Origin of the sequence: Phocaeicola coprocola DSM 17136, from assembly GCF_000154845.1 — a bacterium.
Classification (GTDB): Bacteria; Bacteroidota; Bacteroidia; order Bacteroidales; family Bacteroidaceae; genus Phocaeicola; species Phocaeicola coprocola.
The window spans coordinates 23,661-42,943 of the sequence record NZ_DS981430.1; the positions used below are offsets into that span (position 1 = coordinate 23,661).

The window sequence follows — 19,283 nt, forward strand, 5'->3', positions numbered from 1 at the left end:
TTATATCATTTTTATGCCTTTCAAGGCGAAATCGTTAACTGTATCTTTTGTCTCTTTGACTGAGCTTTCAATGCGTTCAATGCGTCCTGCCATGTTTTCGGTGTGTTTCTCAATGTTCAATACTGACTGTAAAATCATGTTCACGACAGAAAGAATGATTTTCGTGTTCTCAGCGATTGAATACGTGTGCCCCTGAATGGCTGTCGCACGTCCGTTCAATTCATCAACACTTTCTTGCGAAGCTGTGGCGATTCCTTTCTGAGAGGCTTCACGGGTTGCGTCTGCTGTTACCTCAAACATTGATTTGACGTTCTCAGGCAGGTTTTCCCATATCTTGGCGAAATCTGTTCCGACAGCGTTCAAGTCAGAAGCGAAACCACTCATGGATTGGATAACAGCGTCAAGACCGATAAACTGACCGTCCTTGAACCATTTAGCCTTGTACTTGTCGAATATCTCCCCAAGAGGTTCTTCAAGAAACTTGGAAACCAACATTCTTTTCATCACGTCAGCCACGATGTCTTTGACCTTATCGCCCCATGCCTCGGCGTAATCTTCGCCAGCCTGAAACGCTTCAAAAAAAGCGTCTCCGAGTTCTTTGGCAATATCGGAACTTGAACCGCCGATGATGTCCTCAACCATGTCATTGATGATGGCGACAGCCTGTGCGCCGAGTTCTTCAATTTTTCTGTTCCATTCATCAATCTTACCGTGGTCTGTTTTTTTCTTGTCTTCTTCATTCCTGATTTGTTCTTGAATAAGAAGTTGCTGCTGGGCGAGGTTTTTAAGCTGTTCTTGGGCGTTGCTGTATTTCTCACCCCCGAGAGCCTTGTCAGCCGTGTAAGCGATATTTGCATACGCCGTGGCGAGTTTTTCTGCGGTCTTTTGAAGCAGTGCTGCGTTGTTTGAAACGTTGCTGAACAGAAGTCGCCAAGCCCCTGCTACGTCATTGACAGCGATTTTATTTCTCAGGAGTTCTTTGTAAGTCTCAGATAAAGCCCGTTTCACACGTTCAACCGCTTTTCCGCTATTTTCTTGTAACCGCACAATATCTGCGTTGTCAAGTTCCCATTGGAGTTGGTCTATTCTATCCTGCAGGGCTTCAATTTCTTCTTGCTTCTTGTCATCATTGTTGAACAGGTTCACAATCTGCATGGCTATTGACATGGCAGCCGATATGATAGTCAGGATGACAGAAGCCTTTTCAACCGTTTGAATGGCTGTTGCTGCCGCTGTCGCTGTTCCCTGAATACCGGTGGCAGACATATTCACAAGCTGAACAATACCGTTTATCATTGACAGAGAAGCGGTCATGATGCTGCCAGCCGTTGAAATGATTTCGCCTGCCACGCCGCCGACCGTGTCGCCAATGCTCTCAAACTCCCGTTCACATTCTTGAAGCGTCTTGTACAAGTCCTCCCATTCTTTGATTGAGCGTTTGCCGGGATTTATATCATTTTTAGCCTGTGCTTTCTCAACATTCTTTTTGGCTGTTGCGACTTTGGCACGGGCAACAGCGATTTTATCAGAAGACCCGCCGTTCTTTTCAAGTTCGGCAAGTTCCTTTTCTGCCTCCGCTAATACATTCTTCAACTGTTTAAGGGTTAGTTCCGCTATTTCATCGCACCATGCCTGATACGTTTCTTCACGTTGTGCGAACTGTTCGTCTATGCCTTTATAGGCTTCCTGTTCAGCACGGTTCAGTTCGTCCACGTTTCCTTGTGTGACACCCTTACGGAGCTTCTTGTTGCCGTCTTTATCTGTTTCATAGAGGCTTTCACGTTTTTTCTCGTATTCCTCTGTTATTTTTAGACGTTGCTGTTCATAGGTCAGAATGTCTTTCATCATATCGTCAAGGGCTTGTTTGTTACCTTTGACTTGAATCTGCCTTGCAACTTCGGCATAAGACTTTAACATTGCTTGCTGCTCGGAAGAAAGGTCAGAGGTTGTCAGGTTCAAGGAAGCCCGGTATTCAAGCTGTTGTTCCTTTGTCGCTTTCGGGTTCTGATTGAGCCATTCAAGCACTTTTTTGTCTTTCAGGTCTTCAATCATTTTCTGCGCCCGTTTATCGTTCTCGGCGATAAGGCGGTCATAGTTCAACTGCACCTGCGCAACGGTCTTTTCATAACCGTCTTCAAGTTCGTTGATTTGAGCCTGACGGATGTCTATCTCGGCTTGTGAAACTGCTTCTGAAACCTTTGCTGAATACTCCTTGATTTTAGCCGTGCGTTGGGCTGTTTCATCGGCGATTTTTTGCTGTTCTTTAGCGAGTCTCTTTTCCTCGTTCTTTTCCTGCGTTGTCTTCTGGCTTGTACCCGCTTGTTCAAACAGTTTTTGAAAGTCAGATGAAACAGAGGTCATTTTCTCGGAATACTTGTTTATACGAGCGTCTATTTCGTTCAGAACAGGGTCATTGGCGATTGTCTGTTTGAACGCTTCGCGGGCTTTTCTCGCACCTGCCTCGGTGTAAACCCATGCTCCGTTGCGGTCAACGTATTCATAGCCTCCTTGTGTCGTGTGTGAATATCCCGGCACTTTGCTTCCCGCCTGAATCTTATCCATTTGGTCTTCAAGAGCCATTTGGCGTTCAACCCTCTTTGCGTAGGCTTCATCAAGACGGGATTGCCATGCGGCGGCTTCCGCACGTTTCTGAAATGCTTTCATCATCAAGGAAGTGTTCTTGACAAAGATGTTTTCAGCATCATTGACGCTGTTGACGGCAATTCCCAATTCTTTGAACTTCGTCTGACTTTCTTTTATCCACTCACGCTTTTCATGGGCTGACTTGCATTTCTTGTATTCGTCTTGAAGACGTTTATACGTTGAAATGGCTTTGCCCGCTGATTCGCTAACCTGTTTGTTGAACGCTTCGGCTTCCTCACGTTCCTTTTTCAGAGCGTCAGCGGCTTCGTCCGTTGATTTTCTGAAAGCAAGGAAAGCTGTCACGGCGGCTGCAAGAACAGACAGAACCAAACCAAGCGGATTTGCTTTTACAGCCATGTTGAAAAGCAACATAGCGTCTTTGGCTGAACGTATAGAGGTTGTTAGAGACAGAAAAGCACTAACAGTTCCCCAAATGTTCATCAATTTATGTGCGGCTGCGACAGCGATAACGGCGGCTTTATATGCCCCGTATGTAGCGATGATTGTCAAAAGGATGTTACCGACTGTTTCCCAGTTCTCAATCAGGGTTGAGACAAGACCAAGAGAGGTGTTTATTACCCCCTCCTGTGACTGACCTATGGCATTGAACATTGTGTCGATTGCGTCCTCAATGTTTGAAATCTGCCCTGTGATTGTTTTTGACTGAGCTTCCATAAGACCGCCGAACTTACCGCCCTCGTTGGTCAGGTTCTCAATGGCTTTCTGAACTTCGGGGAATCCGACTTTTCCGTCTTCTACAAGTTGTTTGACCTGATTTTCAGCTACGCCGAACTGTTTTGCGAGTTCTTCCATAAGAGGAATACCACGCCCCAAGAATTGGTTCAGGTCTTGTGTGTACAAACGTCCTTGAACCATTGTCGTTCCGTACAGATAGGCAAGGTCGTTGATAGGGATTGAAAGCCCGGCGGCGATGTCCCCGAGGCGTATCAAAGTGCTGTTCACGTCATTTGCGGCGACACCGTATGCAAGAAGCTGTTTTGCGGCTTGACCGATGTCTTTCAGACCGAACGGAGTTGTGGCGGCTGTCTTGACAAGCTGGGTCATCAAAACATCTGCCTGACCCGCAGAGCCGAGCATGGTTTTGAAAGCGATTTCAAGCTGTTGGAATTCTCCACGGACAGTCGCAACGTGCGTGATGAAATCTTTTATCTGAGACACGGCAAACACGCCTGCGACAGTCCTGCCGATTCTTTTGAATGAATCGTCAATCCTTGCGCCTTCGTCAACCGCTGTCTGCCCTATGCCTTGGAGCAAACGCCGTGATTCGGCTACTCCTACCCTTAACTGGGAGTTGTCAAGCCCGACACCGTAATTCAGTCTTCCTTTATCGTTGTTCATTGTTTCTGCCTTTAATCACAGGTTTCAAAAAATTTCCTTACTTCTTCTTTGTTTCTTGGGTCATCTGCCTTGATAACTTTTTGTCCTTCATCCTTTTTTCCGTCATTTTTCTTTTTATCGTATGTCGGGAGAATAGCCCCGTACATTATCATGTTCGTATAGCTGATATTGTACAAAACATAGTCAAAGGTCAGATTGTAGCCTTTTGCAAAACCGCCTACGACAGCCCAAATGCTGTCATTTAGTTCTCCACTTTCCTCGGATGAAGAAGATTGAGTTCTGCAAGGAAAGTGGTAAGCCCGAAAAAATCGGCTATCTGCATTCTTGATAAGATTTGGCTTACAATCAGGTTCAGTTCCCTCGGGGAGACATCTTCAAGAAGCTCTTTTGCGAGTTCCGCTTTCTTGTCAATGGTAATTTCAACTTCAACCGTGTATGGTCGGCGAATAAGCCCGCACAGATACCGTTTTTCTTTGATTTGCGGAACTTTTTTCTTTTCTGTGATGTTCTTTGCACCAAGAATGAGAATAGCCGCTATATCTCCGAGAATACGGCAGTCTTTCGCTACGGATAATGTTTCTTCAACGACCTTCTCCGTGTCAAGCGCAATATGTGGAAGTTGTGAAATCGCTTCTGAGACAAGTATGAGGGTTGCCGTGCTTGCGGAGGCAACCTGATATGACTTTTCGCCTACCTTGACTTCAAAAGGTTGTTCAAGGATGGTTTCAGCAACCGTTTGTTCTATTGTCTTATTCATATCTGACGAATTTCTAAGTTATGATTAGAGACGGGGGTCGGAATCGAACCGACATGCAACCGGGAAATGCGTTCAGGCTTCACGGTGGATAAACCAGTGTATCAACCCCGCTGAAAATTCTTACTCACTCCCTTTTGTGTAAGGCTTAACGGTTTTGCCCGTCTTGGGTTTCAGGCAACGTGCAACGTAATGAAGCATTTTACCGTCAGCGGTTGAATAGCTTTCATCACAACGAACCACGGAACGGTCAATCTGTGCGCCCTCGCATTCTTCGTCTTCGGGAGTTATGCGGAAAGCGTGTTCTCCTGCGATTAACCCGTCATTGTCTTCAAACGGGCGTTCCGTACCTTTTTTGACAAACATGTCAAATTCGAGTGTATAAGTATTCTTTCCGTAACGGACATCAACAAGTTCGCCGCCCTCCTCTGTGGCGGTCTTCTCGGTTCCCGCCGTGGGGGTGATTTTCGTTGTGTCTTCTTTCGGCGTGTCAAGGGCTTTCCAAGCCTCCGGGGAAGTGGGTGCGCCATTTGTTGACGGGGTTGTTTCAATCTTACATTTACCCCATGATAAAACTGCCATAACTTCTTCGTTTTTAATGTTCTACAATTTATTTGATATTTAGAGGCGCATCATCGCTGCCGAAGAACTCGTAATGAAGTTTCACAACGATGAAATGCTGATTGATGTCAGGTTCAGCCTCCGTGTAAATGGTTTGTTGAAGCCTGAATTTATAACAGGACTTATCGGCGGTCAGGCTGTTGACCCAATCATTGGCGAGACGCTCAATTTCTTCTGTCCGTTGACCATCTTCAACGAGAACTCCGTTTCCGTACAAGTCAGTATCGGGTACATAGATATTCACGGTAACGACACCTGTCTGAACTTCGTCAGGCAAGCCCGTTGTGAAGATTACCACCGCATCTTCTCTGTTACTGTCACGTGGGCGGTAACCGCTTCTGTAAACCTCGCCTGAAATCATTCCCGAAAGAACGCTGTCTTGCAGTAGTCGGTACACATCCCCTTGAATCTGTTTTGAAGTCTTAGCCATATAAATTCTGTTTAATGAAATCCGAGTTGCTTCAACATTTGCGGTACAAGACGCTCGGCAAGAAGTTCTGAACTGTCAAGAACGTCAAGCCCTTTTGCGGACACATAAGAAGCGTAGTTCATACCAGCCACGACAATAAGGCAAATCCCCTGCGGGAATTTTCTTGCGAGGCTTTTCACATACGCTGCCCCCTTTGAAGAACCGTCCTTGCCTTGTTTCACGGTTTGGAAGCTGGATGAATGGATTATTCGCCCGTCAACCGTGATAACGTAGCCGATTGAACTTCTCAGGTTGCCCGTGCGGTCTTTGTAAGAATTGGTTGAACGTGCCCTGTTCAAGACTGTCTCCCCGATATACATCAGGTTTCGGATAAGAACTTGTTTCAGCCTTTCAAGCTGCTGTTCCGTGTATCTGTCAATCTCCGACATCGGTGTTAGTTGTGTGATAGGCATATTCTTCTCAGTTATTTTTTGCGAAATCGGCGCATGTGGCGTTTACTTTTCTTATTGGTATGTTTGACCGGGTTGAAAAAGAAAAGCCGACATACAGCCGCACATCGCTTTAGACCAAAATTCTTACTTCGCACACGGCTTCAAGCGGTTCTGCCTGAATGATTGAAAACGTGCCAATCTCTTTTCCTGACAAGTCTTTCAAGCGTAGCTGTTCCGATGGAACGGGCTGTTCTTCAATCAGGATTTCATAGGAAGCCACTGTGAAGTGTTCCCCCTTGATAATTCCGAGTTGGTTGAACTTCTTCGCCTTGAATTGACATGGAACAGGTTCGCCCCATGCCACGGAAGACGGTTTGACGGGATAACCCGTTTCAGGGTCAATCCCGCCCGCTGTCTTTGTCTTGAATTCGATTGTTCCGTTTTGAATAATCATAGCCGAGAACCTTTATATCCGTAAATAGGTTTGTTTGCGCTGCCGCTGTCATCGTCAAAGTCTTTGTACAAGGCTTTAGCGTGATTGCGGAGTTGCGTTCTTTGTTCGTCCGTGAATGAATAGGACTGACCGCCCTGAGACACGTCAGGGGCGAAAGACAGCCACAGAAAGATGTCAGCGGCGGCAAGGTTGTATGCCTTTCCTTTCAGGATTTCCGCTGTCGTTTCCGTGTCAAGGTTCAGCCCCCGTTTCTCCGCTGTTTCAACGAGCGTGCGGAGAGGAACGGGGTACGAGTTCAGCCCTTTCAATGCTTCGATAACTTTTGCCATAGGTCAACCGTCTTTAATCCCAATCTTGTGCGTCCGTTCTCACGTAGATGTTACGGTAAGCCGTATCAAATACGGGAATAGCGTCAGCCTGACCGATTGTAACCTCGCTCTTAGGCTCAATCGTGCCGTACTTCTTCACGACTGTATGGGCACGCACGGCTCTCAGAATTGTTTCTTCATTTTCCTGAAGAATGTCATACTGCGTGGAACCGAGTATTTCACTTTCTGACAAAATCATACGGCTGTTCTCAAACGGGTTGCCAGAAGTCTGTGAACCGTCTGAAAATTCACGGGTGATGGTTTGGTCGATAACACGCAGTTGAATACCGTTCAGCCATGCTTGTTTTGCGAGCATGGTATTTACAGCAGCCAAGTCAGGTGTTTGAGAGATACCGAGGGCGTTGGCGGCGAAAGAAGCGCACTGTTTAATAATTTGTTCCGCAGAACAGATTTTGTACAGTTCATCCAAATTGATGAAAGCGTACTTCAAGTTCAGGTTATGCTCCTTACCCAACTTCACGAATTTAGCAAGGTCGCCGATAATGTCAGCAGTTGACTTGCTGTTCCAATCAACGGATGATTTGGTTTTCATCTCATCATCCACGTCATAGTCAAGGTCAAATTCATTGGCATAGGTTGCGTTCGTGGTGGTTGTGAATTTAAGCACGCCAGCGTTTGAAGCAAGTTTCCATGCAATGTATTCTTCCTCAGACTGAACGCCGTTGAAACAGAAGTCAACATCATTGCCCCAATATTCAACAAGTTTGGTCGCATCTTCATCCTGAGCGAAAGCCAAAGCCGTTTGATAATCTTTGATTTCAGAACGTGAAAGTTCACGGCTGATAGAGATAAACGGAATATCTCCACGTGCGCTCTCGAATATCGGGCGGCGTTTACGCATGATAGTTCCGTTATCGGTATGCAGGTCGGCGGCGACATTCTTCTTTTCAAGCTGGTTCGTTAAGGTTTTCCAGTTGAAGCCGTTGACTTTCTTAACGGGGAAGTGTTTCCCGAAAAGGAAGCCCGAAGCGTCAGCCGAGTTCAGACGGGCTTGAACCATTTGTTCGGTCAAACCCTGAATCATTGTATTTACAATAGTTCCCATAAATTACTTACGATTAATAGTTTATGATACCTTTGAGGTGTTTCATCACGCATTCAGGAAGCGGGTTGCCCTTTGTCACGCCAATAAGCCAAGCGTCCGTGTCAAGGTTTGAGTTTTGCACGATGGGCTTGCCTGTTCCGACAAGTGAAAGCGGGGTGTATTTCAGTTTTGAGGTTTTCTCTGCCGATTCCGCTGCGGCTTCAATGATAAAGCCGCCTTTCTCAATCTTCACGCCGAGAGTGGTTCCGACCTTGATTGTGTCATGGGTTTTCTCTGTGGTTGTAATAGATGTGATAGCGTAAGCCTTGCCGCCCTCATCAGCCATGACGAAATCGCCTACTTTGAAATTGTGACCTTTATTTACTTTGATGTCAGTTGCGGTATCTGTCGCTTCTGCCGACAGAACGGCAATCTTCACAGCGTGGCAAATGCCGTTGTCGGGTGCGCTTAGTACTGCGCCCTCATTCAGAAAATCGCCGCCGAGTTCAGAAACCTTGACCGAAACACCGCCACGAATATCCGCTACTTTGTGCATAAAGACACGGGGGGTGCGGGTGTCCTTACGTCTTTGAACTGTCATTCCCATTTTGGTAAATTTTGAATGTTAAATATTAGAACGGCTGACCGTCAGCGGGCTTGTTATCACGGTGTGATATAGCCTCTATTTGCTCTTTTGTCAGTTCGTTCCCTTGACTTGATGAACCGCCGTTCTGTGCGGCAGGTCTTCCGAAAACAGCCCCTTTTGCCCGTGTGTCATTGACAATGCCGTCCACTTCGGTAGTGATTTCGCCGACGAGCGTGTTGAACTGTTCATCGGTCAGACCGTCAACAGGTGTACGCTCGTAAGCCTTGCGTAGATTTTCAGGCAGTTTTTCAATGATTGTGGAAAGTTGTTGCTTGCGGGTTGCAGTTGTACGGTCACCATCCATTTTGTTCAAACGCTCGGTTATCGTCTTGTTGCTTTCGATAAGAGCCTGTGCCCAAGCCGGAACTTGCTCGACCCCTGCGGATTGTGTCTGAACGGTTTGCGTTCCTCCTTGCTGACCGCCCTGAGAGCCGCCACCGTTATCAATCTTTTGCCCGTCTTTCAGACCGTATTTGGTTTCATAGGTTTGTACGGCTGTCTGTTGGGCTTCTGTCGCACGGCTGTCGCCGTAGCTTTCAATGATTTCGATGAACTCTTTTGTCACCCCTGCAATAGCAGTTGTTACTTGTTCATCTGTGGTTACAGTCTTGGCGAGTTTATCGGCAATCCTGTTCAATACATTTGCGTTGACCCCCGGGAATTTGGCTTTCAACGCCTCTAAAATCTTTTGTTTCATAATGAATGCTTTGTTTAACTGAAAAGTTTACGCAACAAAGGTATGCTTTATTTCTTAAAGTGATTACAATATACTCATAAAAATAATGCTTTTTTCTTGTTTGTCTCAGTTTTTATGCTATAAAATATGCTTTTAAGCTATTTTGAGGCTGTTTTTGAGATAATGGAGTTAAATACTACGGAAGTGGAGTTAAGTGGGGTTAAAAATAATCTGTCAAGTTAATTTTTATCCGAAAAAGTTGATTATTCCCAAAATACTTAACTTATATTTGCAACGTGATTAAGATGTAATCACTTTTAAACCTCAAAAAAACAGAAATATGAAGACAGTGAGTTTAGCATACAGCACAAGAGAAATCAACCGTAATTTCAGAATTAAGGTTTCAGGCGTTGACGGCGAGGGAAACAAGGTTCACAAGCTGGTTGGCGTTTCAGGGGCTATCGCTCTTATCGGTGTTGAAATGTTCAATAAACTTTTGAAGCGGGCTTTCAGCAGCGTTGAAGACAAATGCGTATGCAAACTCAGAAGAGGTATCAAATTTTCATTCTATATCAAATAATCGGGAGGACAGAATTATGATAGCAAGATTTCACTACAACATTCCGAGACATCACGGGAAATACGGAACAGCCGTTTCAGTTTTCAATAACAGAGAGGAAATGCGCAACTGCGAACAGCCGGTTGCATATTATAAAACTTATAAGCATCAGACCCCTGACGAAGAACGGGTTTGCGATGGCGACCGCCAAATTGAGGACTTAAAAGCAAAAGTTTTGAAGAATTTCCCAAACGTTGAATTTATAAATCTTTGAACCATGAAAGAAATCATTGAAGCAGCTTATATGTCAGGCTTTGAACCAAGTTCGGAAGACTTGACAGAAACCGCCTTGTATGAGGAAGCAAAGGCGTATTTAGAAAAATCAATTCAGTATTAACCCAAATAAAATTTTCAAGTATGGAAACAATGACAGTGACAAACGAAAAGACCCTGCAACAGGGTTTGAATGATGTTGTAATCAACAAGGTTCAGAGAATGATAGACGGTAAATCCGTTGGGGTTCAAGCTACAATGGAGCGTCTTATCAGCGAGGGAAAGATAGCGCAGGACTATATCGCCCCGATAGGCGTTAACCTGAGACAGAAAGACCACAGCCCCGTGATAACATTCAACGGGGGAGAACGTCTGATGATGAATATGCCTGACGGTCAGTTCTCACTCCATGATAACGCCATAGGTCAGCTTGCCGACAGAATGGGAGTTCCGCAACGTTATCTCAGACAGCTTGCGCAAGGGGCTACATGGGCGAAAAGCCTTGCCGCAGAAATCCTGAACGAGCATAGCGGTTGGACGGAAAGAAGCCGTGTTCTTGTCAGAACCGTAGGGGAACAGGTTCGGGGCGTTCTCTCTGACAGTTATCGCCGTTTGAACAGTGTTGAAATCCTGACCGCCTTTGTTCAGGAAGCGGCAAAGCAAGGAGCGGTTATTTCGGACGCTTATATGAACGACACAAAGGTTTGGGCTGAAACAATCCTGCCACAGCCACTTGTTATCCCGACAGCGAAGAACGGCGATGTTATTATATTCGCTGGCGCACGCTTCTCAACTTCTGATTACGGGGACGGGGCGGTTGATATGCGGGCGTTTCTTTTGAACGGGGCTTGTCTCAATGGCATGGTTCGTGAAAGCGTGATGAAACAGGTTCACTTGGGTTCTAAACTGCCGGACAACCTGAAACTATCCAACAAAACGTATGAACTTGACACGAAGACCACAGTTTCAGCGGTCAAAGACTTGACAAAGGGACTGTTCAGCAAAGAGAACCTGATGAAGAAAGCCTACGAGATACAGGGGGCTTCCGAAATTGATGTTGACTTCGAGCATGAGTTGAAGAACCTGACGAAGAACGGAAGTCTTCTGAAACAGGAGGGGAAAGAGGTTGAAAAGATATTGATGCGCAATGACCCAGATGACGGCGTTCAGGGCGGTTCAACCCTTTGGAAACTCACTCAGGCAATCACGGCTCACGCCCGTGAACTGACACCCGAAAGAAGCCGTGAACTACATGAAATTTCAGGGGCACTTCTCAACCGAGTGAAATTACAAGCATAAATTAACAATCTCCCGTGAACCTGTCAAAAGCGGCTTTGCGGGCTTAAAAATAGAATGCAATGAAAAAGACAGATTTGACATTTATCGGTATTGACTGTTGGGACAGACCCGTTTACAGAGACACCAACGGCAAATTATGGAAAGACATTACGCTTGGGAGCGATACGCCTGAATTATATTCAGCTTGCAATAATGACTTTGAGGGAGAACCTGATATGCCTATTGAAATGACTTATCCCGATTTTGAATAGTTGACATGATGTTTAACCACGCCCGACAGAGAGCCGTAAAAGCCCTGTGTCGGGTTTAATAACTGAGAAACAACGATGACAGACGAAAAGAAATTTGAGTTCAATGAAGATATTGAAAATGATTGTTTAATGACATGGAAGAACGCCCGGACTTTGGGACGTTATAAGGCTCTCTGTAATGAACGTGATTCGGTTGATGTGAAGAAATACGATTGCTTCTTCGCTTTCGGTAATGAATCATTCGCAAGGGGTATGAAAGGAATACGCCCTTTGAATGACGGGGAGAAGATTTACAGTTTCGGCGCAGGGGGCTATGGTACAAAAGACGGTATAGAACGCCTGTTCAAGTTTTACGAAGACATGGAAGCCCGAATAAAGAATGAATGTGACCCGCAGGAGGTTTATTGCTATGAATACAATAACCATGAATGTTGCATTGCCTTTGACGGGGATATAGAAGCTATCAGGCTTGTTGCCGGGATATGGGGTGTAGAGACAGCGAAAACAATCAAACGGAGGTCGGCTTTTTATAGGGTTGAAGAGTTTTTCAATTGAAAAAGTAATGTTTTCTACGAGATAATATATGTTTTCTCGTAGAAAACTCTGTTTAATTAGTGTTTTCTGCGCAAGAAACCTCTAAAGGAGAGGAAAGAAAAGAATATAGAAAAAATACTACTAACGTAGTATAAAAAAGACCCTGACGGGTCAGGCGCACACGCCGTTTTTTGGAGGGGTTCGCCTGACACAAGGTTTGGGGCGTTAAACAGAAAAAGACTATGGCGAAAGAGCAAAAGACGATTTACCGGGTTCAGTTCAAAGAACCGCCATTGAACGATGACGAAAGAACAGAGTTCTTCTTCACGTCACTTGCGGCGATTTATGATGTCTTCACGGCAGAACAAATCGGCTGTAAGGTCAATCGCTTGTACAACATCGGTCTGCCTGACGGTACGCCGTATGACGGGAAACGTTGCCTGATAACTCAGGAGGCGATTCACAGTAAGGCGCAAAAAAGCCCGTTCACAGGCTGATGATGAAAACAAGCCCAAATAAGCCGATTTAAGACGTGATTTTAGGTTGGCTTATAACTTGTACGAAATTGGATGCGAAAATTCAATAGCGGGGCTAAAAACGGGCAAATCGGGGTTGTTTGTGATTATGGTGTAATCATGTTGTTCGGTTTACCCGTTTGAGGCTTCAAAAAAATATTCGCTTTTTTTGCGAACTCTCAGAAAAAGAACTTATCTTTGCCGTAGAAAAAGAACTGAATATGGAAATAATCTTCAATGAAGAATATCTTCGGGAAATGTATAATACCGGGCGAACGGATAAGAAACACCGTTTTCAGCCTCAAATTATACGGAAATATATTCGTGTGATAGATTTGATGCGGGACACTTCAAATGTCTTGGGGTTAATGCGATACAACGCATTGAATTACGAGAAATTGAAAGACGATAAAGCGGGGCTTTCTTCTGTGAGAGTGAATGACCAATATCGCATTGAATTCGAGGAACATACCAAAGACGGGGAAACCGTTGCCACGATATGCAATATAACAGATTTGTCAAACCATTATAAATGATTGATTATGATAACAATACCGGGAGTTGACCCAAAAATGATTGCTAACAATCTTGAACCTGCGTTTCCCACGCATCCGGGGGAAATCTTGAAAGAAGAAATCGAATACAGGGGGATTTCTCAACGCAAGTTGGCAGAACGGATGGGCATAGGCTATTCTGTTCTGAATGAGATATTGAACGCCCGCCGACCTGTCACTGAAAAAACAGCGATGATGTTTGAGGCTGCGCTGGGGGTTGAAGCTGAACCGTTGATGCGTCTTCAAATGAGATACAATGTGCGTATCGCCCAAAAAGACAAATCTTTCATGCAGCGTTTGGATAATATCCGCAAAATTGCCGCCGTTCTTTAGTGGCGTTGCTATTGCGCCCGAATGCCGGGCGATAATTTAAAACGTGAAGACTTACACCAATTTGGAAAGTAAAGCGTTTGTACGTCAAATTCGGAGAAAATAACTTAACAAATCAGAGTATGGAAACAGTTTTTGATTATAACATAACAGACAAAGAGCGTGAAGACATCGGAATATCTGACAAGGAGCGTTATTTGGCTATTGTGGGGGAAGATACTGCAAATTTAGACCTTGCCACCCTTTTTCATACCCGAGGGGATAATAACAGGATGGCAAGGTACGCTGATAAACTTCCGCTTGATATGAAGTTGGATTTTTATCGGACGGTTACGCACCCTTGATGTTTCTTAGTGTTTCTGCAAATTCGCTTGAAGACATTCTGAGATTTTTAACAAGTTCTTTTGCTGTTTTCAAGTCATATTTACTTTTCGCTTGAACAAACTTCACGATTTCCTCGTGGATTTCTTCATACGGGGTTTTCAGAATGATGTCTTTGAAATGGGCGTGCGCTTCTGCTTGTGTGACGTTTATATGCTTCAATAGGTTTTGAAAATTAGAAACGAAACGCCCATAACCATAACCTCGTTCAATGATTTCTTTAGCGTTGACCGCCTTTCCTCCGAGGCTTTTCACAAAGTCACGGTATGAATGACGTGCGCAGAACTGATTGATAGTTTCCATTGAACGGCTTCTTAAATCAGTTTTGTTTCTCAGGTTTTTCCAACCGACAGCTTGCGCATGGCGTATTTCATGCCATAGGCTTTCAAGGGCGTATTCTTGTTTGAATGTCATATCAACACCCGTGGATATGGCTTTTAAAGCCCCCTTGACTTCTTCAAGCGGGTTGAATATCTCGCCGCTGACAAGCCTGAATTCCCGGTTAGCAATCTTGATTGTGTTCCCCGCCATGTTATAAGCCCCTGTGGAGTTCAGATAAGACCGGGAGTTTGCCATAAAGAAACTTACGCCTTTAGCCCGTGTTATCACGACATCTGTCAACCCGCCGAGGAATAAATCGGGGTTGTTCTGGGCAAAGGTCTTAATCGTGTTCTGAACCTCTTTGCCCGTGATATAGTTCGGGTCTTTGAGTTTCAGAAAGGCTTCTTTCAGGTTCTCAATAAGCCCCGCATCCTGACCGCCTTTCAGTGTCCCCATGTTCTGAATGAACCTTTCAGGAATAAACTTCACGTTATCACGGATGAAGTACGGAACAGATGACATACGTTTCGCCCGGTCTTCATTATCAGCAAGCCATTGTTTGAAATTGTCGGGTACATCTTTGACCTCGTTCTTGCTTCCTTGAACGGGTTCTTCTCCCGCCATAATACGGCGGTTGTCCTCTGCCATTTCTTCCTCGGTCTTCAATACTGTTTCGGCATGACAGCGGCAATGTGGATGCCACCCTGTGAACTTGAACGTTTTCGGGTAAAGCCCTTTCAGTTCATCGCAAATATCCCTGAACGCAATGCCGTTCAAAGTGTGGTTATTACTCAGCTTGATTTCAATCCCGACAACGAAATCAAGGTCTTGCCAGCGGGTATAGTCAGCCGTTCGATAAGCGATGTTCGTTTCTGTGGCGGCGAGGCGGCGGGCGTTCTTGAATGAAGAACGGTAAACGCCCTGACCGGGATGAAAAGTCGCCGCCCGCTTGGATAGCTGCAAAACCCCGTGTTCATCCCTGACACGTCTGAACAGTTTGTCGGGGAATTTAAGGTATTGACGCAGTTCTTTTGTCATGTCCTCGGCAGATACGCCGTTTCTCAAACTGACATCAAGCCCGAGTTCTATTTCCTCCTTGAACTGGTTCGTATAGTTCCATACGCGGTCTGATAGGTTCAGCCCGTTTGTCTTTCTCTGAATGAACGCTTCACGGGCTTCATCGTTCGTGGAGAAATAACGGCGGTATTTAGCCTGAGAGAGTTTTCCCACGTTATCCCCGAAGACCTGACGGGCGAGTTCGTTGTTCTTGTTGTTTGATAGCGTCCAAGCGGAGTTTATGCCGTTGACTATCGCCGCCGACAACCCGCTTTTTAGCCCCGACAACAGCTTTTCTATTCTTTTGCGTGTAATTGGATAGTCGCTGAAAGAAAAAAGCCTGTCGGGGTTAAAATCGCTTATGGTCGCACCGATACGTGCGGCTTCCTTGACAGCAGCCTCGTAAATCTGTTCTATGCGTTTGTCAAGGGCTGACAGGTCTTTCAGGTGTTGACGTTCCCATTTATTCAACCTTGCCATTGTTTACCTCCCGTTTGATGAAGTGTTCGCACTGAGGGGCTGAAAGAAAGCGACAGAACTTGCCTCCCGTGTAGAACGGGCAACGGCACATGAACGGTTTCCCGTTTGCTCCTATCTCATGCCAATCATAGCTGTGCCCGCAGTCACGGCATTGAAATTTCGGTTGTTCTTCGGTCTTTGGCGGTTGTCTTCTTCTTGATATAGCCATAATCTCCCCCTTTCTTGTTATTCAGTCATTTCAAGGTTATCGTACATTTCCTCTTCCTTAATTTCTTTTAGCGTCTTGTCAACGTCATCAGATTGCCCGTAACGCTCAATGGATTCACGCTGAGACATAAGAGGCTTGCCACCGTTGGCTGTCATCAGGTTGTTGATGTCATCCTTTTCATCCGATATTGTGAACGGGGTAATGATGATTTCAGCTTTCAGAGCGTCAATGTCGGCGGCGTAGCTTTCCCCGAAGACAATCTTTGCGTAAGCCTTGATAACGTTTATTTCACGGTCGAAGAACTCAATCAGCGGTCCTTTTTCATCGTTGACTTTCAGTTGTGCATCAATGAACAGTTGTTTCCGGCTCTCTCCTGACAAGGCGACTTGCGACATCTTCTCATAAGACCAATCAGGGAGTTGAAGCATTGTGAAATAGAGGTTTCTCAACTCTGAGACGTGGAATTTCAGGTTCTCAACGGCTTGTTGCCAAGTGACATACTGCGCCGTTGAGCCTTTCGGGTATTGCATGACGGCACGGGCTTCCTTATCAGGGCTTTTTTCATCGCCGTAACTTATCGCTTCATCAGCGAAGACACAGAACAGTGGCTTTGAGTTCTCACGGATGTAATTACCGTTACGGCTCAAAGACCATTCAATTTCGTAAACGGTATCTGACGTGAATTCCCAAATCGGGAAAGGACGGCAGGCGTAAATTGCGGGGATTTTCAAAAGCGTTATATCTTCATTCTCAATCTCCTGCCATGAACCGCTTTCAGAAGACCATTTGATGTGCTTGTTTGCCGTGTATGCGTCAAAGAACTTCACGTTCTTTCTCCCTTTCTTCCTTTGATAGCCGACTGACATTGCTATCATGTCGCCGTATTCATCAAAAAGGGGGTATAGGTCATCGCCGAGCATGGGGGAGAACGTGCGACAACGGATTTTCAGGGGGCTTTTTCTTCCGTAAAGCGTGTTGTTCTGTTCAAGGGCGTACCATAACGTCATAATCTCGCAGCCGGCAAAGAACCTGTTCACACGGTCTATGTCAACGCTGTCGATGCGGTTCTTGTCGAGGACGCTTGTGATGAATGTCGCCACTTCTTTCTGTTTGTCGTTCTCAGGCTTGAACACACGCTTGACAGGTATAGCCGTAACCAGCTCTGTCATTCTCTTTGATGCGAGTTTCTGAAAGCCGAGCGCAATGCGGGTCACGGGCTGAATCCCGTCTTCGTTCACGATGTCGGGGTATTTCTGTCTATCCATGACGGGATGAAACTTCGGGTTATACTCCATTTCAAGCCCTTTTCTGCCGCCCCAAACAGGGACGTTCACGGTCTTTTCACTCAGGGCGGCTATCTTCTGTTCTGCCGTCATGTCCGAATTTAAAATTTCTTCGATTGTCATTTTTGATATTTTTTGAATTGAACATTCTGTTTGTTATCTCCGTATCATTTTCGCAATTCTGTTCACGTTGATAGGTTTCGCATACCGAACGGGATAGAACGTGTTAGCCAAAGCGTCAAACTTATCAGGGCTTCGCCCGAGGCGTTCTTTGATGTCTTCTTTCGGCTCAATATAAAGTTTGCCGTTTGACTTTACCGAGAACTTTATTTCCGTGGCTTCTTCGTCAAACTTGTCATCCGGAGGCAGCATGGCTCCCGTGTTGTTTCTTGGGTTCAGCCAATCACGGACAGCCCAAAACAGATAAGCACGCATATTGAAGAACTTGTTTTGCCCCGTGATGTCACTCAGTTCACGCCCGTTAGGGGTCTTTGCGCTCTCTGAATACTTGCAACTCAGGATATAATGGGGCTCGTCTTCAAGTTCAACGCAGCGGCTATAAACGCCCGCACCCTCTCCGATTGTGTCAATGCTGACGTAAAGACCGATGTTCTGTCGGCGGGCAACCATGATTTTACCAGCCACTTTCATGTGGTCTGCCACGCCGCCTGAATTGTGTGTGTCAAAGGAAGCCACCCAGTTGTCACGGCGAAGAACATAGCACGTTGCGTCACGCCCCATGCCCGCCACGTCAACACCGAGAATATTGAGGTCAGCCCGAAGCGGTTCACGCCCTTTGGCTTGTTTCCAACGTTCATGCGCTTCTTCAAGCCATTGACGGGGGATAAGCGTGTCTTCATCGACTTTCGGGAACAGACCGAGGACTTTCTTTCTGAACAGGTCTTCCGGGCGATACCATTGTCCCTCGAACTCAAAGTCATCCATTTCTGATATGATTTCATCAGGGGATATTTTCTCACACCAATTTTCAAGTTTATCCAACACCCAATCGTAATCAACCTGACCGGGGATAATAATCTTCTTGCTCGCGATATTCGGGGCTGTCAGGCTGTTCAGACGGTATTTGTGCCAACGGTCGCCTTTCTGAGACTTGGCGGCATAACCTACCGTCTTGTTTGGGTTGAAGACAAGAAGAATACGGCTGTCGCCCTGCAGGTTTCCCTCTATGGCGGCAAACGTGTCATCCCCGATACCTGTTGCCTCGGTTACGACAAACATCGTGTGAACCGCATGAAAGCCTGACCACGCTTCATGGTTGTGTTCATCAGCCTTGAAGCCCGTCAGAAACCATTCATCGTTGTTTGTTCTTATGTCATAGGCGTTCAGTTTTCCGATAAGTTCAACGCCACGGGCTTTGGCTCTGTTGAAAAGGCGGCTTATCTCAGGCATCATAATGTTTTTTACTTGACGGTCTGTTGGAGCAGTCAAAGCGACCTTGGTGTTTTCAACAAGTTCAATTTCTCCCAAACTGTTCTTTCTCCAACGAGGTGTGAGATACAAGAAACAGATAGCGGCACAAGCCGCCACGAAGTCTTTTCCACGGGCTGTCCCCGATGCAACCGATGTTCGCCTGTTGTATTGAACGCTTGACAGTATTTCTTGCTGTTCTTTGTCAAGGGTCACTCCGAGGGCTTCACGGACAAACCTGTTCCAGTCTGCCCGCCATAGGTTCATCAGTTCAAGACCTTTCTTGCGGAGAATATCTTTATTCTGTTTCTTCATTGAGTTATTTTTTGCTGATTCGCCCTGTGCCGGGCTTTCGTTTTCAAATGGTAACTTTATACGAGTGAA

22 protein-coding genes and 1 tRNA gene are annotated in these 19,283 nt (G+C 45.7%); 8 read left to right on the forward strand and 15 right to left on the reverse strand.

Annotation, left to right across the window (positions count from 1 at the left end):
- From BACCOP_RS00520 to BACCOP_RS00565, 11 genes are all read right to left on the reverse strand, one after another.
- Entirely contained in the window at positions 1–4,002 is a 4,002-nt protein-coding gene (locus BACCOP_RS00520) for a tape measure protein (protein WP_007564988.1), read from the reverse strand.
- Between the two features lie 241 nt (positions 4,003–4,243).
- Positions 4,244–4,759, reverse strand: a complete 516-nt coding sequence (locus tag BACCOP_RS00525; RefSeq protein ID WP_007564991.1) for a hypothetical protein — start codon at positions 4,757–4,759, stop codon at positions 4,244–4,246.
- 28 nt (positions 4,760–4,787) lie between these two features.
- A tRNA-OTHER gene (locus BACCOP_RS20325) sits at positions 4,788–4,870 on the reverse strand.
- A 9-nt stretch (positions 4,871–4,879) separates the two neighbouring features.
- Positions 4,880–5,338, reverse strand: a complete 459-nt coding sequence (locus tag BACCOP_RS00530) for a hypothetical protein (protein WP_007564993.1) — start codon at positions 5,336–5,338, stop codon at positions 4,880–4,882.
- 28 nt (positions 5,339–5,366) lie between these two features.
- Entirely contained in the window at positions 5,367–5,807 is a 441-nt protein-coding gene (locus tag BACCOP_RS19155; protein ID WP_007564995.1) for a hypothetical protein, read from the reverse strand.
- A gap of 11 nt (positions 5,808–5,818) precedes the next feature.
- The gene (locus BACCOP_RS00540) at positions 5,819–6,259 is read right to left on the reverse strand and encodes a hypothetical protein (RefSeq protein ID WP_007564998.1); all 441 of its coding nucleotides are present in this window, start codon (positions 6,257–6,259) and stop codon (positions 5,819–5,821) included.
- Between the two features lie 109 nt (positions 6,260–6,368).
- The gene (locus BACCOP_RS00545; protein WP_007565002.1) at positions 6,369–6,692 is read right to left on the reverse strand and encodes a hypothetical protein; all 324 of its coding nucleotides are present in this window, start codon (positions 6,690–6,692) and stop codon (positions 6,369–6,371) included.
- Positions 6,689–7,021, reverse strand: coding sequence for a hypothetical protein (locus BACCOP_RS00550; RefSeq protein ID WP_007565004.1), 333 nt, complete (start codon positions 7,019–7,021; stop codon positions 6,689–6,691). Before BACCOP_RS00550 ends, BACCOP_RS00545 begins: the two co-directional genes overlap by 4 nt.
- Before the next feature lie 13 nt (positions 7,022–7,034).
- Complete coding sequence (locus BACCOP_RS00555; protein WP_007565006.1) at positions 7,035–8,126, reverse strand: hypothetical protein; 1,092 nt, start codon at positions 8,124–8,126, stop codon at positions 7,035–7,037.
- Positions 8,127–8,139: 13 nt separating this feature from the next.
- Entirely contained in the window at positions 8,140–8,712 is a 573-nt protein-coding gene (locus tag BACCOP_RS00560; protein WP_007565007.1) for a hypothetical protein, read from the reverse strand.
- Positions 8,713–8,737: 25 nt separating this feature from the next.
- A complete protein-coding gene (locus BACCOP_RS00565; protein WP_007565009.1) occupies positions 8,738–9,448 on the reverse strand; it encodes a hypothetical protein in 711 nt (236 codons plus the stop codon).
- Between the two features lie 319 nt (positions 9,449–9,767).
- Between BACCOP_RS00565 and BACCOP_RS00570 the strand changes: the two genes are divergently transcribed.
- From BACCOP_RS00570 to BACCOP_RS00610, 8 genes are all read left to right on the forward strand, one after another.
- Entirely contained in the window at positions 9,768–10,007 is a 240-nt protein-coding gene (locus BACCOP_RS00570; RefSeq protein ID WP_007565010.1) for a hypothetical protein, read from the forward strand.
- A gap of 396 nt (positions 10,008–10,403) precedes the next feature.
- Complete coding sequence (locus tag BACCOP_RS00580; RefSeq protein WP_007565017.1) at positions 10,404–11,558, forward strand: hypothetical protein; 1,155 nt, start codon at positions 10,404–10,406, stop codon at positions 11,556–11,558.
- 59 nt (positions 11,559–11,617) lie between these two features.
- Complete coding sequence (locus BACCOP_RS00585) at positions 11,618–11,809, forward strand: hypothetical protein (protein WP_007565019.1); 192 nt, start codon at positions 11,618–11,620, stop codon at positions 11,807–11,809.
- A gap of 75 nt (positions 11,810–11,884) precedes the next feature.
- On the forward strand, positions 11,885–12,364 hold the full coding sequence (locus tag BACCOP_RS00590; protein ID WP_007565021.1) for a DUF7659 family protein: 480 nt from the start codon (positions 11,885–11,887) through the stop codon (positions 12,362–12,364).
- Between the two features lie 221 nt (positions 12,365–12,585).
- Complete coding sequence (locus BACCOP_RS00595; RefSeq protein WP_007565023.1) at positions 12,586–12,840, forward strand: hypothetical protein; 255 nt, start codon at positions 12,586–12,588, stop codon at positions 12,838–12,840.
- 239 nt (positions 12,841–13,079) lie between these two features.
- Entirely contained in the window at positions 13,080–13,394 is a 315-nt protein-coding gene (locus BACCOP_RS00600) for a type II toxin-antitoxin system RelE/ParE family toxin (protein ID WP_038607017.1), read from the forward strand.
- Between the two features lie 6 nt (positions 13,395–13,400).
- A complete protein-coding gene (locus BACCOP_RS00605) occupies positions 13,401–13,745 on the forward strand; it encodes a HigA family addiction module antitoxin (RefSeq protein ID WP_007565027.1) in 345 nt (114 codons plus the stop codon).
- A 119-nt stretch (positions 13,746–13,864) separates the two neighbouring features.
- A complete protein-coding gene (locus BACCOP_RS00610; RefSeq protein ID WP_007565029.1) occupies positions 13,865–14,086 on the forward strand; it encodes a hypothetical protein in 222 nt (73 codons plus the stop codon).
- Here BACCOP_RS00610 and BACCOP_RS19160 read toward each other — a convergent pair.
- Genes BACCOP_RS19160 through BACCOP_RS00625 form a run of 4 tightly spaced genes read right to left on the reverse strand, consistent with a single transcriptional unit; the run spans position 14,073 to position 19,214 of the window.
- The gene (locus tag BACCOP_RS19160) at positions 14,073–15,980 is read right to left on the reverse strand and encodes a hypothetical protein (RefSeq protein WP_007565031.1); all 1,908 of its coding nucleotides are present in this window, start codon (positions 15,978–15,980) and stop codon (positions 14,073–14,075) included. The genes BACCOP_RS00610 and BACCOP_RS19160 overlap by 14 nt on opposite strands.
- Positions 15,964–16,188 (reverse strand): hypothetical protein, encoded by a 225-nt coding sequence (locus BACCOP_RS19355; RefSeq protein WP_007565033.1) that lies wholly within the window; start codon positions 16,186–16,188, stop codon positions 15,964–15,966. The genes BACCOP_RS19160 and BACCOP_RS19355 overlap by 17 nt, the downstream gene beginning before the upstream one ends.
- A 17-nt stretch (positions 16,189–16,205) precedes the next feature.
- On the reverse strand, positions 16,206–17,594 hold the full coding sequence (locus BACCOP_RS00620; RefSeq protein WP_007565035.1) for a phage portal protein: 1,389 nt from the start codon (positions 17,592–17,594) through the stop codon (positions 16,206–16,208).
- A 33-nt stretch (positions 17,595–17,627) separates the two neighbouring features.
- Positions 17,628–19,214, reverse strand: coding sequence for a hypothetical protein (locus BACCOP_RS00625; RefSeq protein ID WP_235776933.1), 1,587 nt, complete (start codon positions 19,212–19,214; stop codon positions 17,628–17,630).
- Positions 19,215–19,283 lie beyond the last annotated feature (69 nt).